Source organism: Kitasatospora sp. NPDC101235, assembly GCF_044767505.1.
GTDB lineage: Bacteria > Actinomycetota > Actinomycetes > Streptomycetales > Streptomycetaceae > Kitasatospora.
The window spans coordinates 147,863-171,330 of the sequence record NZ_JBIWNZ010000014.1 but is presented as its reverse complement, the minus strand read 5'-3'; the positions used below and the strand labels follow the sequence as shown (position 1 = coordinate 171,330).

Annotated in this window: 24 protein-coding genes and 1 riboswitch; of the genes, 15 read left to right on the top strand and 9 right to left on the bottom strand. The window is 72.9% G+C overall.

Annotated features, from left to right (window positions below):
• The first annotated feature begins 31 nt into the window (after positions 1-31).
• A complete protein-coding gene (locus ACIRRH_RS23855; RefSeq protein ID WP_403070815.1) occupies positions 32-1,153 on the top strand; it encodes a hypothetical protein in 1,122 nt (373 codons plus the stop codon).
• Positions 1,154-1,341: 188 nt separating this feature from the next.
• Here ACIRRH_RS23855 and ACIRRH_RS23850 read toward each other — a convergent pair whose 3' ends face one another.
• Together ACIRRH_RS23850 and ACIRRH_RS23845 are read right to left on the bottom strand one after the other, a co-directional pair.
• A complete protein-coding gene (locus tag ACIRRH_RS23850; protein ID WP_224284415.1) occupies positions 1,342-1,917 on the bottom strand; it encodes a TerD family protein in 576 nt (191 codons plus the stop codon).
• Positions 1,918-2,050: 133 nt separating this feature from the next.
• Positions 2,051-2,548 carry a hypothetical protein gene (locus tag ACIRRH_RS23845; RefSeq protein ID WP_403070812.1) on the bottom strand — a complete coding sequence of 166 codons (498 nt, stop codon included), beginning with the start codon at positions 2,546-2,548 and terminating at the stop codon, positions 2,051-2,053.
• A gap of 111 nt (positions 2,549-2,659) precedes the next feature.
• Here ACIRRH_RS23845 and arfB point away from each other — a divergent pair, with 111 nt between their 5' ends.
• Positions 2,660-3,094 (top strand): alternative ribosome rescue aminoacyl-tRNA hydrolase ArfB, encoded by a 435-nt coding sequence (arfB, locus tag ACIRRH_RS23840; RefSeq protein WP_403070809.1) that lies wholly within the window; start codon positions 2,660-2,662, stop codon positions 3,092-3,094.
• A 7-nt stretch (positions 3,095-3,101) separates the two neighbouring features.
• On the opposite strand, the gene ACIRRH_RS23835 is transcribed toward arfB, so the two are convergent.
• Positions 3,102-3,629, bottom strand: a complete 528-nt coding sequence (locus ACIRRH_RS23835) for a flavin reductase family protein (RefSeq protein WP_224284412.1) — start codon at positions 3,627-3,629, stop codon at positions 3,102-3,104.
• Positions 3,630-4,000: 371 nt separating this feature from the next.
• On the opposite strand from ACIRRH_RS23835, the gene ACIRRH_RS23830 reads away from it, so the two are divergent.
• Together ACIRRH_RS23830 and ACIRRH_RS23825 are read left to right on the top strand one after the other, a co-directional pair.
• The gene (locus tag ACIRRH_RS23830) at positions 4,001-5,788 is read left to right on the top strand and encodes a diguanylate cyclase domain-containing protein (protein WP_403070806.1); all 1,788 of its coding nucleotides are present in this window, start codon (positions 4,001-4,003) and stop codon (positions 5,786-5,788) included.
• A gap of 175 nt (positions 5,789-5,963) precedes the next feature.
• Complete coding sequence (locus tag ACIRRH_RS23825) at positions 5,964-6,962, top strand: hypothetical protein (protein WP_403070804.1); 999 nt, start codon at positions 5,964-5,966, stop codon at positions 6,960-6,962.
• A gap of 68 nt (positions 6,963-7,030) precedes the next feature.
• Here the strand turns inward: ACIRRH_RS23825 and nagA are convergent, their stop codons facing one another.
• Both nagA and ACIRRH_RS23815 read right to left on the bottom strand, forming a co-directional pair.
• Entirely contained in the window at positions 7,031-8,212 is a 1,182-nt protein-coding gene (nagA, locus tag ACIRRH_RS23820; protein ID WP_403070801.1) for an N-acetylglucosamine-6-phosphate deacetylase, read from the bottom strand.
• Positions 8,209-9,156: an ROK family protein gene (locus ACIRRH_RS23815; protein ID WP_403070798.1), complete on the bottom strand. Its 948-nt coding sequence runs from the start codon at positions 9,154-9,156 to the stop codon at positions 8,209-8,211. Before ACIRRH_RS23815 ends, nagA begins: the two co-directional genes overlap by 4 nt.
• A 345-nt stretch (positions 9,157-9,501) precedes the next feature.
• On the opposite strand from ACIRRH_RS23815, the gene ACIRRH_RS23810 reads away from it, so the two are divergent.
• Positions 9,502-10,782 (top strand): extracellular solute-binding protein, encoded by a 1,281-nt coding sequence (locus ACIRRH_RS23810; protein WP_403070795.1) that lies wholly within the window; start codon positions 9,502-9,504, stop codon positions 10,780-10,782.
• Between the two features lie 91 nt (positions 10,783-10,873).
• Here ACIRRH_RS23810 and ACIRRH_RS23805 read toward each other — a convergent pair whose 3' ends face one another.
• Positions 10,874-11,224, bottom strand: a complete 351-nt coding sequence (locus tag ACIRRH_RS23805; protein WP_403070792.1) for a cupin domain-containing protein — start codon at positions 11,222-11,224, stop codon at positions 10,874-10,876.
• 102 nt (positions 11,225-11,326) lie between these two features.
• Between ACIRRH_RS23805 and ACIRRH_RS23800 the strand changes: the two genes are divergently transcribed.
• Entirely contained in the window at positions 11,327-11,554 is a 228-nt protein-coding gene (locus ACIRRH_RS23800) for a DUF3263 domain-containing protein (RefSeq protein WP_224281334.1), read from the top strand.
• 86 nt (positions 11,555-11,640) lie between these two features.
• A complete protein-coding gene (gene otsB / locus ACIRRH_RS23795) occupies positions 11,641-12,480 on the top strand; it encodes a trehalose-phosphatase (RefSeq protein ID WP_403070789.1) in 840 nt (279 codons plus the stop codon).
• Here the strand turns inward: otsB and ACIRRH_RS23790 are convergent.
• Together ACIRRH_RS23790 and ACIRRH_RS23785 are read right to left on the bottom strand one after the other, a co-directional pair.
• Complete coding sequence (locus ACIRRH_RS23790) at positions 12,467-14,023, bottom strand: trehalose-6-phosphate synthase (RefSeq protein ID WP_403070786.1); 1,557 nt, start codon at positions 14,021-14,023, stop codon at positions 12,467-12,469. The genes otsB and ACIRRH_RS23790 overlap by 14 nt on opposite strands.
• A 322-nt stretch (positions 14,024-14,345) precedes the next feature.
• On the bottom strand, positions 14,346-15,356 hold the full coding sequence (locus ACIRRH_RS23785) for a glucosyl-3-phosphoglycerate synthase (RefSeq protein WP_403070784.1): 1,011 nt from the start codon (positions 15,354-15,356) through the stop codon (positions 14,346-14,348).
• A 148-nt stretch (positions 15,357-15,504) separates the two neighbouring features.
• Positions 15,505-15,640, top strand: a riboswitch (SAM riboswitch).
• A gap of 16 nt (positions 15,641-15,656) precedes the next feature.
• Between ACIRRH_RS23785 and thrC the strand changes: the two genes are divergently transcribed.
• The 5 genes from thrC to ACIRRH_RS23760 all read left to right on the top strand — a co-directional run bounded on the left by thrC (position 15,657) and on the right by ACIRRH_RS23760 (position 20,439).
• On the top strand, positions 15,657-16,979 hold the full coding sequence (gene thrC, locus ACIRRH_RS23780) for a threonine synthase (RefSeq protein ID WP_403070782.1): 1,323 nt from the start codon (positions 15,657-15,659) through the stop codon (positions 16,977-16,979).
• A gap of 36 nt (positions 16,980-17,015) precedes the next feature.
• Complete coding sequence (locus tag ACIRRH_RS23775; RefSeq protein WP_403070779.1) at positions 17,016-17,294, top strand: MoaD/ThiS family protein; 279 nt, start codon at positions 17,016-17,018, stop codon at positions 17,292-17,294.
• A gap of 537 nt (positions 17,295-17,831) precedes the next feature.
• Positions 17,832-18,035, top strand: a complete 204-nt coding sequence (locus ACIRRH_RS23770) for a cold-shock protein (RefSeq protein WP_030289665.1) — start codon at positions 17,832-17,834, stop codon at positions 18,033-18,035.
• A gap of 322 nt (positions 18,036-18,357) precedes the next feature.
• Positions 18,358-19,980 (top strand): chaperonin GroEL, encoded by a 1,623-nt coding sequence (groL, locus tag ACIRRH_RS23765; protein ID WP_045692318.1) that lies wholly within the window; start codon positions 18,358-18,360, stop codon positions 19,978-19,980.
• Between the two features lie 102 nt (positions 19,981-20,082).
• Complete coding sequence (locus ACIRRH_RS23760; RefSeq protein WP_380768895.1) at positions 20,083-20,439, top strand: hypothetical protein; 357 nt, start codon at positions 20,083-20,085, stop codon at positions 20,437-20,439.
• A 228-nt stretch (positions 20,440-20,667) separates the two neighbouring features.
• Here the strand turns inward: ACIRRH_RS23760 and ACIRRH_RS23755 are convergent, their stop codons facing one another.
• The gene (locus ACIRRH_RS23755) at positions 20,668-21,297 is read right to left on the bottom strand and encodes a hypothetical protein (protein ID WP_403070775.1); all 630 of its coding nucleotides are present in this window, start codon (positions 21,295-21,297) and stop codon (positions 20,668-20,670) included.
• Positions 21,298-21,360: 63 nt separating this feature from the next.
• Here ACIRRH_RS23755 and ACIRRH_RS23750 point away from each other — a divergent pair, with 63 nt between their 5' ends.
• Genes ACIRRH_RS23750 through ACIRRH_RS23740 form a run of 3 tightly spaced genes read left to right on the top strand, consistent with a single transcriptional unit; the run spans position 21,361 to position 23,440 of the window.
• Entirely contained in the window at positions 21,361-21,744 is a 384-nt protein-coding gene (locus ACIRRH_RS23750) for a PadR family transcriptional regulator (RefSeq protein WP_403070772.1), read from the top strand.
• Complete coding sequence (locus ACIRRH_RS23745) at positions 21,741-22,697, top strand: hypothetical protein (protein ID WP_403070770.1); 957 nt, start codon at positions 21,741-21,743, stop codon at positions 22,695-22,697. Before ACIRRH_RS23750 ends, ACIRRH_RS23745 begins: the two co-directional genes overlap by 4 nt.
• Positions 22,698-22,753: 56 nt before the next feature.
• Positions 22,754-23,440: a copper homeostasis protein CutC gene (locus ACIRRH_RS23740; protein ID WP_403070768.1), complete on the top strand. Its 687-nt coding sequence runs from the start codon at positions 22,754-22,756 to the stop codon at positions 23,438-23,440.
• Positions 23,441-23,468: the final 28 nt, after the last annotated feature.

Genomic DNA, 23,468 nt, shown 5'->3' with positions numbered 1-23,468 from the left:
CGGCCCCAATTCGCACGCTAGTTTCTTGGGCATGTCTCGCGGACGCCACCGTCATTCCTCCGTCCTCGGCCGGGTCTTTCCCCCCACCGCCGCCGGCGTGCTGCTGGTCGCCGCACTGGCCGCTCTGCTTTTCAGTCAGGACACCATCCTGGTGCGCTCGGTGGGCGTCGCGGCGGTGATCGCGACGCTCGGCTTCGCGCTGCTGCTGCGCCAGCGGGACAAGGCGGCCCGGGCGGCCGCCGAGATGTCCGCGGCGCAGCGGCTGCGCGCCGAGGAGCGGTTCGAGGAGCAGCTGGCCGAGGCCGAGTACGCGGCAGAGGTCGCCGAGGAGCGGGCCACCCGGTTCGGGCGGCGGCTGACGGCGGAGAAGTCGCGGCTGGCGAAGGCCGAGACCGAGATCGCCCGGCTGCTGCGCGAGCGGGCCGTGACGGTGGCCGAGCAGGCGCTCAAGGAGGCCGAGGAAGCCCAGCGGGCGCTCGCCGCGAGCCGTCCGAAGTACCCGGCCAGCCCGGCCGCGTACGTGCGGGCGGCGGCCGTGCTGCGGCTGCTGGAGCGCCGCGCGGCGGAGCAGGAGGCGCAGCGGGCGCGTACGGCGGGCGCGGAGGTCGTCCTGCGGGCGCCCGCGAAGGAGTCGCTGACCGGCACGGCCGCCCCGGCGGTTCCGGCGCCCGCGCCGGTGGCCGTCCCGGCCCCGGTGGTGCCCTCGGTGCCCACCCCGGGGCAGGCTCCGGCGGCCCAGTCGCCGGTGCAGCCCGCGCCGCTGCGTCCGGCGCTGACCGCGACGGTCGGTCAGCTCGGCGGGACGCCGGCCGCGCCCGCCGCGGCGCCCGTGCCGGCGGAGCGGCAGCGGCCGCGGCCGGCGCAGTCCGGGCAGGCGCGCGGGCAGGGCTTCAGCTTCTTCGGCCGCGGCGCGGGTGCCCCGGTGCGCCCTGCGGCCCCGGCACCGGCGGTGGGCAGTGTCGCCGAACTGGGGGAGCGCGCCGACCTGGCGGACGTGGTGGGCGACGAGGCGGTGGCCGCGAAGGCCGAGGCCGAGGCCCGGGCGGCGGAGCCGGCCGGGCGGCCGGAGCAGGGCGAGCCGACCGTGGTGGACCTGACGCCGGAGGACGAGACCGAGCTGATCCAGCTGCCGGAGCTGCGCGCCTCGCGCTGAGGACCGGAAGCGGGGGCCGGGGACGCCAGGGCTCGGTAGGCCGGGGCCGGGACGCCGGGACGCCGGGGCCCGGTGGGCCAGGGCCCGGTGGGCCAGGGCCCGGTGGGCCAGGGCTCCGAAAACGAAAACCGCGGCGCGGGAAGTCGGACGGACCGGCTTCCCGCGCCGCGGCGTTCCCCGCGGGTGCGTCAGATCTGGACGCCGAAGTCCTGGGCGATGCCGGCCAGGCCGGAGGCGTAGCCCTGGCCGACGGCGCGGAACTTCCACTCCCCGCCGTTGCGGTAGAGCTCGCCGAAGATCATCGCGGTCTCGGTGGCGGCGTCCTCGGAGAGGTCGTAGCGGGCGATCTCGGCGCCGCCGGCCGCGTTCACCACACGGATGTAGGCGTTGCGGACCTGGCCGAAGTTCTGGCCGCGGGCGACGCCGTCGTAGATGGTGACCGGGAAGGTGATCTTGACGGCCTCGGCCGGCAGGCCGGCCAGGTTGATGTTGATCGACTCGTCGTCGCCCGCGCCCTCGCCGGTGCGGTTGTCACCGGTGTGCACGACGGTGTTGTCCGGCGTGCTGGTGTTGTTGAAGAAGACGAAGTGGGCGTTGGACAGCACCTTGCCGTCGGCGTTCAGGACGATCGCGCTGGCGTCGAGGTCGAACTCGGCGCCGGTCGTGGTGCGGACGTCCCAGCCCAGGCCGACGGTGACCGCGGACAGGCCGGGGGCCTCCTTGGTCAGCGAGACGTTGCCACCCTTGGAGAGGCTCACTGGCATGACGATTGCAGTCCCTTCGTTCGCTTCGTTCGCTTTTCCCCGGGACAACGCAATACTCCGGCGGCTTGGTTCCGCAGGGGCCGTGAATTCTTCGTGAGCGCCAATCGGAGGCAAAGCCCGGGCAAAGCGGGTGTCAGATCCGCCGGAACCGGCCCTGCAGCGACCAGATGTTCGGATTGTCGGCCAGGTCGGGGTGCATGTCGAAGAGGTCGGCCAGGGTGTCCTGGAGGAAGTCCCGGGCCTCGCGCCGCAGTTCGCCGTGGCGGACCACCACCGGCGGCTCGTCCGGCAGCCAGGTGGCGGTGACCTCGACCCAGTTGAAGCGGCGGGCGAAGCGCAGCAGCTCGGTGTTCTGGGTGAAGTCGAGGTCGGCGGTCTGCACCCGGGCGGCCCGGCTGCCGTCCGGGTCGCGGTCCAGCAGCTCGGCGATGTCGCACAGCGCCCAGGCGAAGTCGAGCACCGGCACCCAGCCCCAGGCGGTGGACAGCTCCGCGCCCTCGCCGTCAAGGTAGACGTCGCCGCAGAACAGGTCGTACCGCAGGGCGTGCACGGACGCGGTGCGGTAGTCCGTCTGCGGGGGGTCGGGGAAGCGGTTGGAGAGGGAGTAGCCGAGCTCGATCACGTACGCCATTGTCGGGGCTCGGGGCGTGCTCCGGTAACCGGGTCCGGAGCGCCCGGAGGCGAGCGGGCGGGTATCGGATAACCGGGTGACCGTACGGGCCCCGCGCGGGATGATGGACGCATGTCCGAGCCCATCCGCGTGCGGGGGTCGGTGGTCGTCCCCGACGCCGAGCTCGTCTGGCGCTTCTCGCGTTCCTCCGGCCCCGGCGGCCAGCACGTCAACACCTCCGACTCCAAGGCCGAGCTGCGCTTCGACCTGGCCTCGACCACGGCGCTGCCCGAGGTGTGGCGCGAGCGTGCGCTGGAGCGGCTGGCCGGGCGGCTGGTCGACGGCCGGGTGCTGGTGGTCCAGGCCTCGGAGTTCCGCTCGCAGTGGCGCAACCGGGAGGCGGCCGCGGCCCGGCTGTCGGCGCTGCTGACCGAGGCGTGCGCGCCGCCGCCGAAGGCCCGGCGGGCGACCAGGCCGAGCCGGGGGATGGTCGAGCGGCGGCTGTTCAACAAGCGGCACCGCTCCGAGCTGAAGCAGGGCCGCCGGTCGCCGCGGGGCGGCGAGTAGACACGCCCTAGCCGAGGGTGCGGTAGCCGCCGCGGAAGTAGAGCAGCGGGCGGCCGCCCGGGTCGGGCACCGCGGCCTCCAGGACGCGGCCGAGCAGCAGGGTGTGGTCACCGGCGGGTATCCGCTGCTCGGTGCGGCACTCGACGGTGGCCAGTGCGCCGGCGATCAGCGGGGCGCCGGTGCGCGGTCCGCGGTGGTGCGCGGTGTCCGCGAACAGCAGCCGGTCGCTGAGCCGGCCCTTCATGGCGAACCGGGAGCCGAGCGTCTTCTGCCCCTCGGCCAGCACCGAGACCGCCCAGGTGTCCACCCGGGAGAGCACCTCGTCCATCCGGGAGTCCTCGCGGACCGAGATCAGCACCAGCGGCGGCTCCAGCGACACCGAGAGGAAGGACGTGGCGGTCATGCCGACGTCCTCCCCGTCCTCCGGGTCGTGGACGGTCACCAGGCTCACGCCGGCGGCGAGCTGGGAGAGGGCAGCCCGGAACTCGTCGGGCGTGGCGTGGGGGGCAGCTTCGGGCTGCGGGGACGGGTACACGTACCGCACGGTAGTCGTCACCCGGGAGAAACGGCATCGGGCCTTGGTCGTAGGACTGCCGGTCCGGCCGAAGGGTTGCGCCCGGTGGCCGAACTCACCCTCAGGAGTGAAGCCGTCGGACCGGCGGGCGCAGTCGGCTTCAGTCCGGGGCCAATGCGGTCGACCACCAGAAATGTTCCGATAGCGCTTTATGTCCCGCTATGGGGCAGATGAACTGATTAAGGGCGCATTAGTGTCGTGTGATTTAAGTCACAAGTGGCGGCCTATTGCTGACCGAGCGTGCCGAGCGCTGTGCTCCCTGTGATTCAGTTCTTCTGGCAATCGGACGATAACCAATCAAGAACTATCCGAAGCAGCCGGGGAGCCCCCGCATGGAAGCCGAGTCGGAGCCGTACGTCCGTCTCGCGACCCTCCGCACCTTGCACCGGGTCGTGGCGGACCTCAACGCTGCCCGCAGCCTCGCTGGCACCCTCCAGGCCGTCGTCGAGGGCGCGGTGCACGGGCTCGGCTTCGACGCCGCCGCGGTCAGCCTGGTCCGGCCGGACGGCGACCTCGTGGTGGCGGCCGTCTGGGAGCTGGAGGAGAGCCCGATGGGCGGCCCCTCCGTGCTGCTCGGCCAGGTCGGTTCCCGGGAGTCCTGGGACCGGCTGCTCGGCGTCAGCGACCACTGGGGCACCCTGCGCTTCCTGCCCTACGACCGCGGCTGGGCCGTCGCCAGCGACATCCCGCGCTGGATCGGGGACGGCCCGCTGCCGGTGTACGCCAACGACTGGCACCCCGCCGACGGGCTGCTCGCCCCGATGTACAGCGCCGGCGGCGACCTCCTGGGCGTTCTCTCGGTGGACCGCCCGCGCAGCGGCAAGCGGCCCGGGGCGTGGACCCGCGAGGCGCTGGAGATGTTCTCGCTGCAGGCCTCCATCGCGATCGGCAACGCCCGGCTGCGGGCCGAGATGCAGCGCGCGCTGGCCCGCCTGGAGAAGGAGCAGCAGGCGCTGCGCGCCAGCGAGGAGAGCTTCCGCCAGGCCTTCGAGTACGCGCCCAGCGGGATGGCGATCACCGAGCTGCACGGCGTCGGGCGCGGCCAGCTGACCAGGGTCAACGACGCGCTCTGCCGACTGCTCGGCCGGCCCCGGGCGGTGCTGCGCCAGCAGAGCTTCGCCGACCTCGTGCACCCCGAGGACCGGGCGCTGCTGGAACGCACCAGCGCCGAGAGCGGCCGCGCGGAGCTGCGGCTGTCCCGGCGGGACGGCGGCTACCAGTGGGTCTGCCTGCGCAACTCGATCGTCGCGGACGCGGCCGAGGGCCCGAGCTTCCTGCTCACCCACGTCGAGGACATCGAGGACCGCAAGCGGCACGAGTTCCAGCTCGCCCACCGGGCCAGCCACGACGCGCTCACCGGGCTGCCGAACGGTGCCGAGCTCAAGGCCCGGCTGGCCCGCCGGCTCTGCGCCCAGCCGCAGCCGGTCGGCGCCGCCGCCGGCCAGGTGGAGGCGGCCTACCCGCAGCCGTACGGCTACCCGGCCGACTCCTACAGTGCGCACACGGCGCACGACGGGCTGGAGGGCGCCGACCCGTACGCCGGGCCGGTGCACGGCTACGGGCTGCCCGAGGGCCTGCCGGGCGGGCTCGGCCCGGGCTTCGGGGAGCACGTGCACGCGGTGGTCCCGGCCGAGTACGGGCCGGGCGGCGACGCCTGGTCGGCGCCGTTCCGCTCCGGCGGCGCGGCGGCGGTGGACAAGGGGCTCGCGGTGCTCTTCTGCGACCTGGACGGCTTCAAGTCGATCAACGACCGGTTCGGCCACAACGCGGGCGACGCGGTGCTGGTCGAGGTGGCCCGGCGGCTGAGCCAGGCCGTCCGGGACGGCGACACGGTGGCCCGGCTCGGCGGCGACGAGTTCGTGGTGCTGGCCGACGGGATCGGCCGCGAGGAGGCCAAGGACCTCGCCCACCGGCTGCGGGGCGCCATCATCCCGCCGATGCGGATCGACGGACGGGCGATGCGGGTGGGGGTGAGCCTCGGCGTCGGCTGGGCCGGTTGCGGGATGAGCATCGAGGAGGTGCTGCACACCGCGGACGAGCGGATGTACGACGAGAAGCGGGCCAGGGGCGGGGCGGTGCGCGGGGCGCGCGGCGAGCGTTCGCACCGGCGCGCGGGCTGAGCCGGCGGACGGCCGCCGCGGGCCCGGTCCGGCCCTGGCCGGTCCGGGTTACCCGTGAGTTGTCAAGGGGTCTTTCCCCGCCGTCACAAACGACAGGTAGGGTTCCCGGTACGACAGCGTCCATGATCTGCGCCGCCCGCAGCCGGCGGCGCACCGGATGGGGGAGCAGACCACCGTGACGACCGCCGGCAGCAACGGAGTGCCCGAGGGCCAGGGGGGCGGTGCCCCGCAGGACGACGACCCGTTCGGCTACCTCTACCGCCCGGCCGACGGTTCCACCGGGGAGCCGGCCGAGCCGCAGCAGGGGGTCCCGCGTACGTCGTACAACCGCCCGATGGAGGTCGGGCGCGCACAGTACGGCTATCCGCAGCGGGCGCCGCAACAGCAGCAGCCGTACGGCCAGCAGGGCATGCCGCCGCAGGGGTACCCGGGCGGTCAGCCGCAGGCCCCGTACGGCGGTCAGCCCGGCCTGCCGCAGCAGCCCGAGTACGGTGCCGCGCCCACCCAGCAGACCCGCTACGCGGAGCACTCCCGGCCGCAGCCGGGGGAGGAGCCCCGCAGCAGCGGCCGCAGCCGGGGCGCGGTGATCGGCGCGGTGGCCGTGGTCGCGGCGATAGCGATCGGTGCCGGCATAGCGCTCTCCACCGGGGACCCGGATGGCGACAAGAACGCCAAGGGCGGCACCACGAGTGCTGCCCCGCCGGCCCCCACCACCCCGGTGCCGACGGCCACCACCGCGAGCGCCGCCCCCTCGGCGAGCGCGACCGCCATCTCCGGCCCGACGACCGTGGACGCGGGCCAGCTCCAGGGGCAGAACGCTCCGTCCGGCAACGGCGTCAAGGGCGCCAAGTCCGCCGACGGCAGCTACCTGACGCTCCAGCCGGGCGGTTCGGTGACCTGGACCGGTGAGATCGCCACGGCCGGGACGTACAAGCTGACCGTGCACTACAACTACTCGGGCGCGGACTTCAAGGGCGCGGCCGCGGTGAACGGCAAGGACTGGCCGAGCGGGGTGACCTACAAGATCTACGGCGCGCCCCCCAAGGACCAGACGTCCGCCTGGTTCAGCACCTGGATACTCCCGCAGTTCCAGGCCGGGCCGAACTCGGTGACCTTCACGGTGCCCTCCGGTCCGGTCCTGATCGACCAGATCACCATCGAGCCGGGCGGCTGAGCCCGCCCGCCCTCCGGCCACACCACGGCCGCCCGTCCCCGCAGGGGGAGGGCGGCCGTCGGCGTTGCTCAGGCGGGTTCGACGGCGGAGAACGTGTCGCCGCCCAGGACCCAGCGGCCGCGGCGCATGACGGCGACCAGGTCGAAGGTGTCGGAGTCGAGCACGACCAGGTCGGCGAGCTTGCCGGTCTCCAGCGAGCCGATCGAGTCGCTCAGGCCGAGCAGCCGGGCCGGGGTGGCGGACAGCGACTCGACGGTCTGGTTCAGGCTCAGCCCGTTGACGGTGACCGAGCGCTTGAACGCCACGTCCAGGGTGAGGGTGGAGCCGGCGATCGCGCCGCCCTCGACCAGCCGGGCCACGCCGTCCTTGACCTCGACCTGGAGCGGGCCGAGCGGGTAGAGGCCGTCGCCCATGCCGGCCGCGCCCATCGCGTCGGTGATCAGGGCGACCCGGTTCGCGCCGGCGGTGCCGTAGGCGAGGTCGAGGACGGAGGGGTGCAGGTGCACGCCGTCGTTGATCAGCTCGACGGTGACCCGCTCGTCCTCCAGCAGTGCCACGATCGGGCCGGGGGCGCGGTGGGCGATGCCGGGCATGGCGTTGAACAGGTGGGTGGCGACGGTGGCGCCGGCCTCGATCGCCTCCAGGGTGGTGGTGTAGTCGGAGTCGGTGTGGCCGACGGCGGCGATCACGCCGAGGTCGGCGAGCATCCGCACCGAGTCCAGGCCGCCGGGCAGCTCGGGGGCCAGGGTGACCATCCTGGCGTGGCCGCGGGCGGCGTCGACCAGCTTGCGCACCAGCGACGGGTCGGGGTCGCGCAGCAGGTCGGGGCGGTGGGCGCCGCAGCGGCCCGGGGAGATGAAGGGGCCCTCGAAGTGGATGCCGGCCAGGACGCCGTCCTCGACGAGTTCGGACAGGACGTGCGCCTGGCGGGCGACCTCGTCGATCTCGCCGGTGACGGTGGAGGCCACCGTGGTGGTGGTGCCGTGCTCCAGGTGGGTGCGGGCGGCCAGCAGTGCCTCCTCCGCGATGCCGGAGGCGTACGAGGCGCCACCGCCGCCGTGGACGTGCAGGTCGACGAAGCCGGGCACGACGGTGTACCCGGTCAGGTCGAGATCGCCGGGCTCGGTGTCGCCACCGAGGCCGGCGATGCGCTCGCCCTCGACGGCGAGGCGGTCGCCCTCGACGACGCCACCGGGCAGGACCAGTCGGGCGCCGGCCAGGGCAGTACGGTCACGGTCCGCGGTGGTCACGCGGTCACCTCCAAGGAGAGCAGGTCCCAGGCGAGCAGGCCCGCGCCCAGGGACGCGGCGGTGTCTTTGAGCATCGCGGGTACGACCTTCGGGGGCATCTGGAAGGTCAGGCGCTCGGTGACCGCCGCGCGCAGCGGATCGAAGAGCGTGTCACCGGCCTCGGCCAGCCCGCCGCCGACGATCACCGTGGACGGGTCGAGCAGGCTCTGGGCCAGGACGATGCCGTCCGCCAGGGCGTCGACGGCCCGCTGCCAGACCGCGAGGGCGCGGTCGTCCCCGGCGTCCACCGCGGCGGCGCAGGATGCCGCGTCGGCGTCGGGGTCGCCGCTGGCCTCGGCCCAGGCGCGGGAGACGGCGGAGGCGGAGGCCAGCGTCTCCAGGCAGCCGCGGGCGCCGCAGCCGCACTGGGGGCCGCCGGGGCGGACCACGACGTGGCCGATCTCGCCGCCGTAGCCGTGCGCGCCGGCCTCGATCCGGCCGTCGATGCCGATGGCGCCGGCGATGCCGGTGCCGAGGGCGATGAACAGGAAGCGGTCGACGCCGCGGCCGGCTCCGAGCCGGCCCTCGGCCAGACCGCCGGAACGCACGTCGTGGCCGAGGGCCACCGGCATCGCGCCGCCGTCCGGTCCGGCCAGGCGCTCGCCGAGGAGCCCCCGCAGCGGGAGCTCGCGCCAGCCGAGGTTGGCGGAGAAGACCGCGATGCCGTTCTTCTCGTCGATCGTGCCCGGGACGGCGACACCGGCCGCGAGCGGGGCGACGCCGAAGCGGCTGCGGCCCTCGTCCGCCAGGTCGGTGGCGAAGTCGAGGATGGCGGCGACGACGGCGTCCGTGCCGTGCTCCCGCCCGGTCGGTCGGCGTGCCTCGAACAGCACGGAGCCGTCCTGGGCGAGCAGCGCGGCCTTCATGCCGGTGCCGCCTACATCGAGTGCGATGACGTGCTTCACGGAGGACAGTTTCCCTTGGGCGGGTAGAAGAGGTCTAGTCCAGTTGTCGGATTGGTCTGGTCCATACGGGGTGAGCTTTGTCGCAGCTGCGGGGGTGTGCGGGGCTTTGCGCCGGGGTGCGAGGGTGGGCGCGGACCGGAGTGCGAGGGGCGGGGGCGGGGGTTTTGTTGCGCATTGTGCAATGACTCCGAGCACTTCGATAACTACTGGGGCGAGCCCGGTCAGTGGTGTGGACCAGTGCTCGGCGGGTTTGGCAGTGTTGCGCCTCCCCCCGCCGGATTCCCCCGTTCCGGCCGGCATTCACCCCCGTTCATCCCCGTTCATCCCCCGAAGGCGGTACCCGCGTTGAACAGGCGCGTCCACGTTCCCACCCGTGTGCTCGGCGGAGCACTGGCCGGAGCACTGGTCCTCACCGCGGCCAGTGCCTGTGGCGGGCAGGACGACGGGCCGGTCACCCTCAAGCTGGTCGCGGCCGACTACGGGGAGAGCCCCGAGACCAACTCCCAGCACTACTGGGACACGGTCGCCAGGGCCTTCGAGGCGGCCAACCCCGGGATCAGGGTCAGCGTCGAGGTGGACAGCTGGACCGAGATCGGCAAGAAGGTCGAGGACATGGTCGCGGCCGGCAAGTCGCCGGACCTGCTCCAGACCGGCGGCTTCGCGGACCAGGTCGCGGCGGACCGGCTGTACCCGGCCTCCGACGTGCTCTCGGTGGAGACCCAGGCCAGGTTCCTGGAGAACTTCGCGCACGCCGGGCAGGTGCTCGGGACGCAGTACGGGATTCCGTTCGTGTCCTCGTCGCGTGTCCTCTTCTACAACAAGGCGGTGTTCCGGCAGGCCGGGATCACGCAGCCGCCGGCCACCTGGAACGAGCTGCGGCAGGACGCGGAGAAGATCAAGGCCAAGGTGCCGGGGGTGACCCCGTACGGGCTGCCGCTGGGGCCGGAGGAGGCGCCGGCCGAGTCGATGCTCTGGACGCTGAGCGGTGGCGGCAGCATCTCCGACGACGTCGGCAACTACACCATCGACAGCGCCCAGAACCAGGCGACCTTCGGCTGGCTGAAGAGCAACCTGGTGAGCACCGGGCTGACGTACCCGAACCCGGGCACGATGAACCGCACCCCGGTGTTCCAGGACTTCGCCGCGGGGAAGGTCGCGATGCTGAACGGGCATCCGACGCTGCTGCGGATGGCGGCCGCCGGGAAGATCGACTTCGGGACGGCGCCGATCCCGAAGAAGGACGGGGTGGGGCGGACCGGGAGCCTCGGGGTCGCGGACTGGATGATGGCGTTCAAGGCGAACGGGCACAAGAACGAGATCAAGAAGTTCCTGTCGTTCGTCTACGACAAGGACAACCAGCTGAAGTTCGACGAGCAGTACAACCTCCTGCCGGTCACTCAGGACGCGTTCGGCCAGATGTCGTCGGACCCGAAGCACGAGGACCTCAAGCAGTTCGCGGTCGGGCTGACCAACGCGAGCTTCTACCCGTTCGGGGACCCGGCCTGGGGCGAGGTCAGCAACCGGATCAAGGCCGGGATCGGGCAGGCGGTGACGGGGGATCCGAAGCAGGTGCTCGGGGGGTTGCAGGATGCGGCGGTGAAGGAAGCGGCGGAGGTCCGTAAGTAGGACCGGGTCGGGCCGGGGCTGGGGACGGTTCCGGTGCCGGGGCTGGGGGTTCGCGGTGGGCCTCAGCCCCGGCGGGGGCGCCGGTCGCCGGTCAGGGGAGCGTGATGGCGTAGGCCTTGCGGAGGGTCTCGTGGACCGTCCAGGTGGTGCGGTCGCCCTCGCGCAGGACCGCGCAGTCGCCGGGGCCGACCTCCAGGGTCGGGCCGCCCTCGATCTCGATGGTGGCCCGGCCGCTGAGCACCACGAACATCTCGTCGGCCTCGACGTCGGTGACCACGCCGGGGGTGATCTGCCAGAGGCCGCGCAGGTGGCGGCCGTCGGAGGACTCGGACAGCACCTTGCCGGTGACCTCGGGGGTGCCGGAGACGATCTGGGACGGGTCGAGCGGGTCGGGTTCGAGGTCGGCGGTGGGGATGTGCATGGCGAAGCTGGGCGTGGTCATGGGGGTGACGTTAGTGGGGGTGGCGGCACGGTGGGGCGAGCAGTGTGTGTCGGGGTCACGCGGGAGAATGACACTCCGTAGCGGTGGACGGAGGTGCTTCCGGTGGGCGAGCTGAGTGAGCGGGACCGGGCGGTGCTGGCGCTGGAGGGGCGGCAGTGGCGTACGTCGGGGGCCAAGGAGCGGGCGATCCGGGAGGAGCTGGGGCTCTCCTCCACCCGGTACTACCAGGTGCTGAACGCCTTGCTGGACCGGGAGGAGGCGTTGGCTCACGCGCCGGTTCTGGTGAACCGGTTGCGGCGCGTGCGGGAGGCCCGGCGGGCGGCTCGTTGACCGGGGGCGCTCGGGAGGCCAGGGGAGGGGGCGGCTGCGGGGGGTGGCGAGTGCGGAGGGGGACGCTCCGGGGTAGGGGCTTCGGTATGGGCTTTGAAGAGATGTTCGTGCCGGGGACCGAGGCGGGGCGGGACGGGGTGCGGGCCATTCTGGCGGCGCCCGGGGATGCCGTGATCGGGTTGGACTTCGACGGGACGTTGGCGCCGATCGTGGCGGATCCGGGGCAGGCGAGGGCGCATCCGGGGGTGGTGGGGGCGTTGCGGCGGCTGGCGCCGGTGGTGGGGGCCGTGGTGGTGGTGACGGGCCGGCCGGCCGGGTTGGCGGTGGAGTACGGGGGGTTCGCGGGGCTGCCGGGGGTGGTGGTGCTGGGGCACTACGGGGCCGAGCGGTGGGAGGACGGGGAGCTTTCGGCTCCGGAGGTGCATCCGGGTGTCGCTCGGGTGCGGGCGGTGTTGCCGGGGGTGCTGGAGCGGGTGGGGGCGCCCGAGGGGACGTGGGTGGAGGACAAGGGGCGGTCGGTGGCCGTGCACACCCGGCGGACGGCGGCGCCGGAGGAGGCGTTGGAGCTGCTGCGGGCGCCGGTGGGGGAGCTGGCGGCCGAGCACGGGTTGGTGGTGGAGCCCGGGCGGCTGGTGCTGGAGCTGCGGCCGCCGGGGGTGGACAAGGGGGCGGCGCTGACCGGGTTCCTGCGGGAGCGGGGGGCTCGTTCGGTGCTCTACGCGGGGGACGATCTGGGGGATGTGGCGGCCTTCGCCGCGGTGGAGAAGCTGCGCGGCGAAGGCGTGGCCGGGGTGCTGGTGTGCGCCGGCGCGGTGGGGGACGCGCCGGTGCGGGACCTGGCCGACCGGGCGGACCTGGTGGTCGCCGGGCCGGAGGGTGTGGTGGAGCTGCTGGGGGCCTTGGGGGAGGCGCTCACAGCGCGTTGAGCTGGTCCAGGAACCACTGCTGCGGGGGGAGCGCGGTGGCCGCCGCGGTCAGGCGCTTGGTGCGGTCGGCGCGCTCCTCCGGGCTCATGGTGAGGCCGGCGTGCAGGGCGTCGGCGGTGGCGATGACGTCGTAGGGGTTGACGGTGAGGGCGTCGTCCTTGAGTTCGGCGTGGGCGCCGGCCTCGCGGGAGAGGACGAGTGCGCAGCCGTGGTCGGAGACCACGGGGACTTCCTTGGCGACCAGGTTCATGCCGTCGCGGATGGGATTGACCAGGGCGACGTCGGCCAGGCGGTAGGCGGCGAGGGAGCGCGGGAAGTCGTCGTCGACGTGCAGGATCAGCGGCTGCCAGGTGGGGGTGGCGAACTCGTCGTTGATGGCGGCCGCGAGGTCCCGGACGGCCGCGGTGTAGTTCCGGTACTCGGCCAGGTCGGTGCGGGACGGGTAGGCGAAGGCGATGTGCACCACCCGGTCGTGCCACTCGGGGCGGGTGCGGAGCAGGTGCCGGTAGGCCTGGAGGCCACGGACGATGTTCTTGCTCAGCTCGGTGCGGTCGACCCGGACGATGGTGCGGCGGTCGCCGACGGCCTCGCGGAGGGCGGCGAGGCGTTCGTCGACGTCGGGGCGGTGGGCGCGCTCGCGCAGGAAGTCGGCGTCGGCGCCGAGGGCGTGGACGCCCAGGCGTGTGGTTCGCCGAGTGGGGGTCCCCCCGGCCGAAGGCTGGGGGAGTGTGGTTCGCCGAGTGGGGGTCCCCCCGGCCGAAGGCTGGGGGAGGGTGGTGCGGCCGTCGAAGGTGACGGTGAGCGCGTCGTGGTCGACGGTCGCCTCAAGGAGGTCTTCGCAGCAGGCGGCGAAGGCACGGGCCCAGCGGTGGGTCAGGAAGCAGGCCCGGTCGGCGCCCAGGATGCCGGTGAGGACGGCCCGGGCGACGTCGTCGGGCAGCAGCCGGTAGTACTCGGGCGGGGCCCAGGGGGTGTGCGAGAAGTGGCCGATCCGCAGGTCGGGACGGGCTTCGCGGAGCAGGGCCGGGACCAGGGAGAGGTGGTAGTCCTGGACGAGGACGGCGGCGTTCGGGGCGGCTTCGGCGGCCAGGGCTTCGGCGAAGGCCTCGTTGTAGGCCTGGTAGGCGGCCCACTCGGTGCGGAAGCCGGCGTCGAAGGCGGGTGCGGTGGGGGTCGCGTAGAGCAGGTGGTGGACGAACCAGAGGGTGGAGTTGGCGACGCCGTTGTAGGCGCGGGAGAAGGTCTGCGGGTCTATGTCCAGCATCCGTACGGCCTGGCCGCCGACCTCGTGGCCGGCCAGGTCCAGGCGGCCGTGGGGCGCCCCGGCCGCGGCCCTGCGGTCGGAGTCGTTGAGGGCGGCGCAGACCCAGACGGCGTTCGGGTCCTCGATGGCGGAGAGGCCGGAGACCAGACCGCCGCCGCCGCGGCGCAGGGTCAGCGTGCCGTCGTCGGCGGTGCTGAAGGACACCGGTCCCCGGTTGGAGGCAACCAGGACGGGGGCGGTGCCGGTCGCGCTCGAACGGTTGGTCGATGAATCGGCCATGAATCCTCTTCTGGGTCTGCCCGTTCACCCGTTGGGGTGGATTCCGAGCCTACGGCGGAGCGGAGCGCGGCGCAGCCGTACAGTCGGAGACCTGCGATATGCAGCGGTCAGGGCTTGGCTGTCATGAGGGTCTGACGGACCCAAGTGAGAAGCCCCCGCGTTCGCGTGGGGGAGGAGTCACGAGGCTCCGCAGGGGTCGAGTGGGAAGCCTCCTCGTCGAGAGGGGGAGGAGTCACGGTTGGGATGTTGCCGGTTGGCGGACATCGCAAACCAACCGCCGGGGTAACCGGCGGAATCGCAGCGGCCGCACTGCTCGGGTCTGTCACCCGTCAGTGCGGCGCTTCACGTATTCGGGAACGGTGTGCATCGGAGGGCGTTCCAGGGCCGTCACCGGGTGGGTGTGGGCGGTGAAGGCGTGGGTCTCCGGGTTCCGGGTGAACTGGGTGAGGTGGGGGTGGACGAGGTCGGCTGAGGCCTTGAGGCGGTGGGTGCGGTCGAGGCGTTCCAGGGCGGTCCGGTAGATGGTGGCGGCCATCCGGCCGAGGGCCTGGCCGTCCTGGTGGCGGTGGTGCCGGACGCCGACGTCCACCTGGGCGAGGGCGTCCAGGCCGACCAGCTCCAACGCGTCGACCAGGAGGCCGAGTTCGACGCCGTAGCCGGTGGGGAAGGGCAGTCGTTCGAGCAGTGAGCGGCGGGCCGCGTACTCGCCGCCGAGGGGTTGGACGAAGCCGGCGAGTTCCGGCCAGTGGAGGTTGAGCAGGGGGCGGGCGACGAGTTCGGTGACCCGGCCGCCGCCGGCGGGCAGGACGGCGCCCTCCGACTCCAGCGGGCGGTCGTACATGGCCTTGACCAGCTGGATGGAGTCGTCGGTCAGCAGCGGGCCGACGATGCCGGAGACGAAGGCGGGGTCGAACTCGCGCAGGTCGGCGTCGATGAAGCAGACGATGTCGCCCTGGGTGACCAGCAGCGAGCGCCAGAGCACCTCGCCCTTGCCGGGGACGGCGGGCAGCCGGGGCAGGATGGCGTCGCGGTGCTCGACCCGGGCGCCGGCCTCGGCGGCGACGGCGGCGGTGGCGTCGGTGGAGCCGGAGTCCACGACGACGAGTTCGTCGACGAGCGGGAGGCGTTCCATCAGCTCGCGGCGGATGGTGCGGACGATGTCGCCGACGGTGGCCTCCTCGTCCAGGGCGGGCAGGACCACGCTGACGGTGCGGCCGGTGCGTTCCTTGGCGGCGAGGAGGGTGTGGACCGGCCGGTCGGCCGCGCTCCAGGAGCGGCGGCGCAGCCAGGACGCCACCTGCGGGAGGAGCTCGGGAGTCGGTTCGGCGGGCACGGAGGTCTCCTCGGCGGGGTGGGGTGGGACGGGTCATCTCGCGTGGCGGACGGTCCCGTTCGGGTTTGACGCCTTCGGATACAGTCTTCGTACAGCGGTCGGACCTTTGCACGCCGGGGTCGCCGTTGAGCACCACCACAATTTCACAAGCTCATCCAGAGGGACTGAGGGAACGGCCCGTTGACGTCCCGGCAACCTTCTCGCGCGGCTGTCGTCGACAGGCCCCGGCGGGACAGGTGCCAATTCCGGCCCGTGTCGCGACCGCGCCACGGGGAAGATGAGGAGAGAGGCCTCGCCGTCATGGCTATCACCGAGACGACCCCTTCCGGCGCCGCACCCGCCCCCAGCCTTCGGCCGGGGGGACTCCCACCCGTCGACCTCGGCCCCGCCGCCGCGCTGTCCTGTCGGGAGTGCGGCACCCGCTTCCCGCTCGGTCCCAGCTTCGCCTGCCTGGAGTGCTTCGGCCCGCTGGAGATCGCCTACGAGTTCGGCAGCGAGGGCGCCGAGGAGCTGCGCAAGCGGATCGAGGCCGGTCCGGCGTCCATCTGGCGCTACGCGCCGCTGCTGCCGGTTCCGGCCGACGTGGCCTCGAAGCCCAACCTGAACCCGGGGTGGACCCCGCTGGTCAAGGCGGACAACCTGGGCCGGGAGCTCGGTTTCACCGCCCAGCTGCACATCAAGGACGACTCCGGCAACCCGACGCACTCGTTCAAGGACCGGGTGGTCGCGTGCGCGATCGAGGCGGCCCGGGCGTTCGGGTACACCACGCTGTCCTGCTCCTCGACCGGCAACCTGGCCGGCGCGGTGGGGGCGGCGGCGGCCCGGGCCGGGTTCCGGTCCTGCGTGTTCATCCCGCACGACCTGGAGCAGGGCAAGGTCGTCATGGCCGGGGTGTACGGCGGCGAGCTGGTCGGCATCGAGGGCAACTACGACGACGTGAACCGCTTCTGCTCGGAGCTGATCGGCGACCCGGCCGGCGAGGGCTGGGGCTTCGTCAACGTGAACCTGCGGCCGTACTACGGCGAGGGTTCCAAGACGCTGGCGTACGAGATCTGCGAGCAGCTCGGCTGGCGGCTGCCGGAGCAGATCGTGATCCCGATCGCCTCGGGCTCGCAGCTGACCAAGATCGACAAGGGTCTCCAGGAGCTGATCAGGCTCGGCCTGGTCGAGGACCGGCCGTACCGGATCTTCGGCGCCCAGGCCGAGGGCTGCTCGCCGGTGTCGGCCGCGTTCAAGGCCGGCCGGGACGTGATCAAGCCGGTCAAGCCGGACACCATCGCCAAGTCGCTGGCGATCGGCAACCCGGCCGACGGCCCGTACGTGCTGGACATCGCCCGCCGGACCGGTGGCGCGGTGGAGGACGTCACGGACGCCGAGGTCGTGGCGGCGATCCGGCTGCTGGCGCGGACCGAGGGCGTCTTCGCCGAGACCGCGGGCGGGGTGACCGTCGGCGTGCTGAAGAAGCTGGTCGAGACCGGGCAGCTGGACCCGGCCAAGGAGACCGTCGCGATCAACACCGGCGACGGCCTGAAGACCCTGGACGCCGTCTCCGACGCCGGGATGACCGCCGTCATCCGCCCGACGCTGGACTCGTTCCGCGACGCCGGCCTCGCGTCCCTCTGAACCACCCCGACAGACCCCGCCCCCGCAAGGAGAGTCATGAGCGCCAACGTCCGCATCCCCACCATCCTGCGCACCTACACCGGCGGCGCCTCCGAGGTGGCCGCCGAGGGTGCCACCCTGGCCGAGGTCATCGCCGACCTGGAGAAGAACCACGCGGGCATCTCGGCCCGCATCCTGGACGACACCGGCAAGCTGCGCCGCTTCGTGAACGTCTACGTGAACGACGACGACGTGCGCTTCGCCGAGGGCCTGGCGACCGAGGTGAAGGACGGCGCCGGCATCTCGATCATCCCGGCGGTGGCCGGCGGCTGCTGAGCCGTCCGGAGAACCCGCGGTCGCCCGCGCGTACGGAATTCCGCTCTCCGTATGCGTGGGCGACCGCCTGCATTCCGGCGGGAATATTTCCGGGTCGAGTCGGAGTAGAGTGTGGCTCGGCTGGGAACAGGGTTTCCCTTTCGGCCTCCGCAGAGCTCGGCCCGGGGATCTCCCGCCGCTGGCGGCGGCCCGTGAAACATGTCAGGCAGATGTCAGAATTACCGCGGTGATTTGGGTAATTCGTCCGCTATGTCCGGCGTGGAATGCCGAGATTTTCCCGATTCAGCCCGTCCTGTCCGTTGACGCCGCGGTGGAATTACCGGCGGCTGGCCCTGTTGCAGAGGGCTTCGATCCGGATACATTCAGCGGCGGTCGACGCAATCACCCGCTCACCGGAAGCCGCTCGGCGCTCCGCGCGGAGGGTTGCGGCGTGCACGGCTGCGCCCAGGGGGGGTTCCCCGGGCCGGCCTTCTAACCAACCCGGGCCCGCGACCTGCGGGCACGTGAAGGGCCAGCACAGCACTAGGGGAGTTCGGAATGGCTCAGGGCACCGTCAAGTGGTTCAACGCGGAGAAGGGCTACGGCTTCATCGCGGTCGACGGTGGTGCGGACGTCTTCGTCCACTACAGCGCGATCCAGATGGACGGCTACCGCACCCTCGAGGAGGGCCAGCGGGTCGAGTTCGAGATTTCCCAGGGACAGAAGGGCCCGCAGGCGGACATGGTTCGCGCGGCGGTCTGACCTCCTTCCGACCCCAGGAGCTCGGCGCGGCCCTCGGCTGGTGACCACTCGCTTCTCGACGGGCCCGTACGACACGTGTCGTACGGGCCCGTCGGCGTTCCCGGGCGGCCCCGGCGGCGGCTCGCGGGTTGTCGATTGGGCTTGCACTCGACCACGGTGAGTGCTAATCATTGCGTTAGCACTCACAGCGTGAGAGTGACAGCGGACCGGGTCGGTGAGGCCCCCGGGAGCGGTAGGGGAATGGACCCCCGCACACCAGGGCCGTCCGTCGCGGGCACCCCTTGGTCCGAGCAGTCGACCGTGTCCCGGAGGACCACTTCAGATGGCCAAGATCATCGCCTTTGATGAGGAAGCTCGCCGCGGCCTTGAGCGTGGCATGAACCAGCTCGCCGACGCAGTGAAGGTCACGCTCGGCCCCAAGGGTCGCAACGTCGTGCTGGAGAAGAAGTGGGGCGCCCCCACGATCACCAACGACGGTGTCTCCATCGCCAAGGAGATCGAGCTCGAGGACCCGTACGAGAAGATCGGTGCGGAGCTCGTCAAGGAGGTCGCCAAGAAGACGGACGACGTCGCGGGTGACGGCACCACCACCGCCACCGTGCTCGCCCAGGCCCTGGTTCGCGAGGGTCTGCGCAACGTCGCCGCCGGCGCCAACCCGATGGCCCTGAAGCGCGGCATCGAGAAGGCCGTCGCGGCCGTCTCCGACCAGCTGCTCGCCCAGGCCAAGGACGTGGAGACCAAGGAGCAGATCGCCTCCACCGCCTCCATCTCCGCCGCCGACACCCAGATCGGCGAGCTGATCGCCGAGGCCATGGACAAGGTCGGCAAGGAAGGCGTCATCACCGTCGAGGAGAGCAACACCTTCGGCCTGGAGCTTGAGCTCACCGAGGGCATGCGCTTCGACAAGGGCTACATCTCCGCCTACTTCGCCACCGACCTGGAGCGCATGGAGGCGACCTTCGAGGACCCGTACATCCTCATCGCCAACTCCAAGATCGGCTCGGTCAAGGACCTGCTCCCGCTGCTGGAGAAGGTCATGCAGAGCGGCAAGCCGCTGGTCATCATCGCCGAGGACGTCGAGGGCGAGGCCCTGTCGACCCTGGTCGTGAACAAGATCCGTGGCACCTTCAAGTCCGTCGCCGTCAAGGCCCCGGGCTTCGGTGACCGCCGCAAGGCCATGCTCGGCGACATCGCCATCCTCACCGGTGGCACCGTGATCTCCGAGGAGGTCGGCCTCAAGCTGGAGAACGCCGGCATCGACCTGCTGGGCACCGCCCGCAAGGTGGTCATCACCAAGGACGAGACCACCATCGTCGACGGTGGCGGCGACAGCGAGCAGGTCGCGGGCCGCGTGAACCAGATCCGCGCCGAGATCGAGAACAGCGACTCGGACTACGACCGCGAGAAGCTCCAGGAGCGCCTCGCCAAGCTGGCCGGCGGCGTGGCCGTCATCAAGGCCGGCGCGGCCACCGAGGTGGAGCTCAAGGAGCGCAAGCACCGCATCGAGGACGCCGTCCGCAACGCCAAGGCCGCCGTCGAGGAGGGCATCGTCGCCGGTGGTGGCGTCGCCCTGCTGCAGGCCGGTGTCGCGTTCGACAAGCTGGAGCTGGACGGCGACGAGGCCACCGGTGCCAACATCGTCAAGGTCGCGCTGGAGGCCCCGATCAAGCAGATCGCGACCAACGCCGGCCTGGAGGGTGGCGTCGTGGTGGAGAAGGTGCGCAACCTCCCCGCCGGTCACGGCCTGAACGCCGCCACCAACGAGTACGTCGACCTGGTCGCCGCGGGCATCATCGACCCGGCCAAGGTCACCCGCTCCGCGCTGCAGAACGCCGCCTCCATCGCGGCGCTGTTCCTCACCACCGAGGCCGTCATCGCCGACAAGCCGGAGAAGGCCGCCGCGGCCGCCGGCGGCGGCATGCCGGGCGGTGACATGGACTTCTGATCCTGATCGGATCGGTTGATTCCTCGTCCGTGTGGGCGGTTCCCTTCGGGGGCCGCCCACACGGCGTTTCGGCGTTCGGACGTGTCGACGGAGAATGGACGGATGGCTGCTGACGACATCGAGACCGCCCTGCACAACGCGCGGGCAATGATCCTGGCCGACCTCACCGCGCGGGACGTGGCGGACGCCGCCGTCGTCTCGCTGGTGGAGCAGGCCGTCACACACCGCCGCTGGTGGCTGGAGCAGTGGCCGGACGGCACCGAGTACGTGCTCGGGCTGGTCGCCCAGGACGTCCAGGACGCGCTGCTGGAGGCGTACGGACGCTGGCCGCTGTGCACCGACTGCGCGGCGGACGGGGACCCCCACGCGCTGAGCGTGGAGCCCGAGCTGGGGCCGGAGCCGCACTGGGTGTGCGGCAAGCGGGGCGCGGTCGTGGCGCCGGTGGGCAAGCTGGACTAGCCGGTGGGGACGCTCCCCGGGGCCGGCGCGGCGGTGGATACGGTGCGCGCATGGGGCGCTGGGTGTGGCGTGTGGTGGGCGGCTGCTGCGGTCTCGGGCTTGTGGTGGGTGGTGGAGGTCACGGGGGCCGACCAGGACGCGTGGTGGGCGGTCATGGGGCGCCTCCCGTCGGTGACGGCGGGGATGGCCGCCACGGACCGGGCGATCGCACGGTGGCGCTGACGGTCGTCAGAGGGCGTCGAGTTCGGCCGTCAGGTTGGTGCGGGCGGCCGCTGTGAAGCGCTCGCGGGCGGCGGGGGTGCGGTAGAGCGCGGGCAGGGCGAGCAGGTGGCGCAGGACGGCGGCCCGGCCGGCCCTGAAGTCCGGCGCGGGGACGAAGCCGTACTCCTCGCGGACGGCGGCCGCGTACGCGGCGTACGCCTCGGGGGTGCCGCCGAGGACGGCGAGGTCCGCGTCGCAGAGCACCTCGCCGTTGCGGTCGCCGGGGGCGGGGTCGTGGCCGACGGTGAGCAGCACGAGGCGCTTCACCTCGGCGACCCGCTCGGCGGGCAGTCCGGCGGCGGTCAGCGCGCGGACGGCCAGGGCGGCGCTGCGCTCCTCGTTCTCGGTGCGGTCGGGGCGGTAGACGGCGTCGTGGAACCAGGCCGCGAGGCGGACGGCCTCCGGGTCGGCGGCGTGCCCGGCCAGCTCGTCGACGTGCCGCAGCACGGCGCGCAGGTGCGCGACGGTGTGGTAGCGGCGCTGCGGCTCCGACCAGCGGCGCAGCAGCTCCCGGCCGTACGGCTCGGGGTCGACGGCGGCCCCGCAGCGGTGCAGCAGGGCGGTCCAGGCGGCGAGCAGGTCTTCGGGGATCGTCATGGGTCCATTCTGTCCAGCGATTCAGGTGGACGGTATATGCCGTTGGGCGATATATGTGGTGGCATGACAGAACGCTCCATGCAGGAGCCGACGCTGCTGCTGCTCACCGCGCTGGCCGACGCCCCCAGGCACGGCTACGCGCTCATTCAGGAGATCGCCCTGATCTCGGACGGTCGGGTCAAGATGCGCACCGGCACGCTCTACGGCGCGCTCGACCGGCTGCTGGGCCAGGGCCTGATCGAGGTCGCCGCCGAGGAGGTGGTGGACGGTCGCGCCCGGCGCACCTACGCGCTGACCGGCGCCGGCCGCAGCGCGCTGGCCGCCGAGGCCGAGCGGCTGCGGTCCGTGGCCGCCGAGGCCGAGCGCCGGCTGGCCAGGATCCGGTCGATGCTGCCGGGCGGGACCGGGTCGCAGGTGCGGCCCGCGACGGGTGGAGGCCTTTCATGAGCACACCGGCGATCGGCACGGCGCCCTCGGTGGCGCTGCGGGCCGCGCTCCAGCTCTACCCGGCGCGGTACCGGTGCGAGCGCGGCGAGGAGCTGGCCGAGGTGTTCGCCGACACGACGGCGGCCGGCGGCCGGCTGGCGGTCGCCCGGGAGGTCCTCGGCCTGGCGGCGTACGGGCTGCGGGTGCGGCTCGGGCTGACCGGCGCCTCGGCGGCCGGGCGGCTGCTGGCGGTGCTCGCCCCGATGCTCGCCGGGGCGGCGGCCGGCGCCACGCTGGTGGCCTGGGTGACCACCGCCTACCGGATCGCCACCTGGCTCTCCTGGGACGACTCGTACGGCGCCTGCTTCTCGGCGTTCTGCCAGCCGGTGGCCGCCGCGCTGCTCGCGGTGGCGGCGCTCCTGGGCCGGTGGACGGCGGTGCGGGGCAGTGCGCTGATCCTGGGTGCCGTGGGGCTGTACGACCTGGCCGAGGCCCTGTGGCACTCTTCCTTCGACGCGTGGTGGAGCGGCTACATCGGGATGGCCTCGCTGCCGTTCGTGGCGGCCGCGCTGCTGCTGGTCGCGGCGCCGACCGACCTGCTGCCCCGGCCGACCTGGCGCACGGGCGCCCTGGTGTCGGCCTCGATGCTCGTGGGCGGGCTGCTGGCGGCGGCCCAGAGTTGGGACGACACCACCTTCCCGCTGGACCTGCAGTGGTTCGTGGTGATGCTGATCGCCCCGCTGCTGCTGACCTTCGCCGGGCTGCGCGGGCGGGTCGTGCCGACGGCCGTGGGGGTGGCGGTGCTGGTGCTGACCGGGCCCGGCTGCCTGTTCAACATCTGGCGCGGGTCCGGCGGGGTCTCGCACCTGCTGCCGACGGCGGTGTCGACGGTGGTCGTGCTGGCGCTGGTGGCGCTGGCGGTGCACCGGTTCGGGCGGCGGGAGGAGGTCGCGGCGGTCCACGGGCGGGCGTGACGTGAACAGTCCCCTGGAGGTCGCCGGGGGTCGGCGGATGTGGCAGGCTGTCGGACATGTCTAGACCAATTTTCGAAGTCATCGCGCTGACGCCCCAGGACGCCCAGGCCGCCGAGTCGGGCGGCGCCGACCGGCTCGAACTGGTCACCGACATGGCCGCCGACGGGCTCACCCCGTCCGCCGAGGACTTCGGCCGGATCCGGGCCGCCGTCGGCATCCCGCTGCGGGTCATGCTGCGGATCCGGGACGGCTTCGCCCCCGGCGACGTGGACGAGCTGTGTGTCCGGGCCGCCGCGCTGCGGGCCGAGGGGGCCGAGGAGTTCGTCCTCGGCTTCCTCGACGCCGACGGCGCCGTCGACCTGGCCGCCACCACGGCCGTCGCCGGGGCGATCGCCGGCTGCCGCTGGACCTTCCACCGGGCGATCGACCACAGTGCCGAGCGGGCCGCCCTGCGGGCCGCCGTCGCCGGGCTGCCCGGCCTGGACACCTTCCTCACCTCCGGCGCGGCCGCCGGGGTGGACGCCGGGCGCGAAGTGCTGTCGGCCGAGCTGGCCCGGGCCGGCGAGCCCGGGTACCGGCAGCGGATCCTGATCGGCGGCGGCCTGCGGGCCGAACACCTCAAGGAGCTGCGGGCGGAGGGCTTCGACGCCTTCCACGTCGGCGGCGCGGTGCGGGTCGACGGCTGGCGGACGCCGGTGGACGCGGCCAAGGTCGCCGAGTGGCGGGCGCTGATCGACGGCTGAGCGTGGAAGCGCCGACAGCCGGGCGAGC

Excerpts from the sequence above, each read along its gene's own strand:
- ACIRRH_RS23805 (WP_403070792.1), bottom strand. The coding sequence starts at position 11,224 with ATGACCACGCCCAGCTTCGCCATGCACATCCCCACCGCCGACCTCGAA.
- ACIRRH_RS23775 (WP_403070779.1), top strand. The coding sequence starts at position 17,016 with ATGAGCGCCAACGTCCGCATCCCCACCATCCTGCGCACCTACACCGGC.
- ACIRRH_RS23790 (WP_403070786.1), bottom strand. The coding sequence starts at position 14,023 with ATGGCCGATTCATCGACCAACCGTTCGAGCGCGACCGGCACCGCCCCC.
- thrC (WP_403070782.1), top strand. The coding sequence starts at position 15,657 with ATGGCTATCACCGAGACGACCCCTTCCGGCGCCGCACCCGCCCCCAGC.
- ACIRRH_RS23750 (WP_403070772.1), top strand. The coding sequence starts at position 21,361 with ATGACAGAACGCTCCATGCAGGAGCCGACGCTGCTGCTGCTCACCGCG.
- ACIRRH_RS23760 (WP_380768895.1), top strand. The coding sequence starts at position 20,083 with ATGGCTGCTGACGACATCGAGACCGCCCTGCACAACGCGCGGGCAATG.
- arfB (WP_403070809.1), top strand. The coding sequence starts at position 2,660 with ATGTCCGAGCCCATCCGCGTGCGGGGGTCGGTGGTCGTCCCCGACGCC.
- ACIRRH_RS23850 (WP_224284415.1), bottom strand. The coding sequence starts at position 1,917 with ATGCCAGTGAGCCTCTCCAAGGGTGGCAACGTCTCGCTGACCAAGGAG.
- otsB (WP_403070789.1), top strand. The coding sequence starts at position 11,641 with ATGGGCTTTGAAGAGATGTTCGTGCCGGGGACCGAGGCGGGGCGGGAC.
- ACIRRH_RS23770 (WP_030289665.1), top strand. The coding sequence starts at position 17,832 with ATGGCTCAGGGCACCGTCAAGTGGTTCAACGCGGAGAAGGGCTACGGC.
- ACIRRH_RS23855 (WP_403070815.1), top strand. The coding sequence starts at position 32 with ATGTCTCGCGGACGCCACCGTCATTCCTCCGTCCTCGGCCGGGTCTTT.
- ACIRRH_RS23755 (WP_403070775.1), bottom strand. The coding sequence starts at position 21,297 with ATGACGATCCCCGAAGACCTGCTCGCCGCCTGGACCGCCCTGCTGCAC.
- ACIRRH_RS23845 (WP_403070812.1), bottom strand. The coding sequence starts at position 2,548 with ATGGCGTACGTGATCGAGCTCGGCTACTCCCTCTCCAACCGCTTCCCC.
- ACIRRH_RS23740 (WP_403070768.1), top strand. The coding sequence starts at position 22,754 with ATGTCTAGACCAATTTTCGAAGTCATCGCGCTGACGCCCCAGGACGCC.
- ACIRRH_RS23830 (WP_403070806.1), top strand. The coding sequence starts at position 4,001 with ATGGAAGCCGAGTCGGAGCCGTACGTCCGTCTCGCGACCCTCCGCACC.
- groL (WP_045692318.1), top strand. The coding sequence starts at position 18,358 with ATGGCCAAGATCATCGCCTTTGATGAGGAAGCTCGCCGCGGCCTTGAG.
- ACIRRH_RS23745 (WP_403070770.1), top strand. The coding sequence starts at position 21,741 with ATGAGCACACCGGCGATCGGCACGGCGCCCTCGGTGGCGCTGCGGGCC.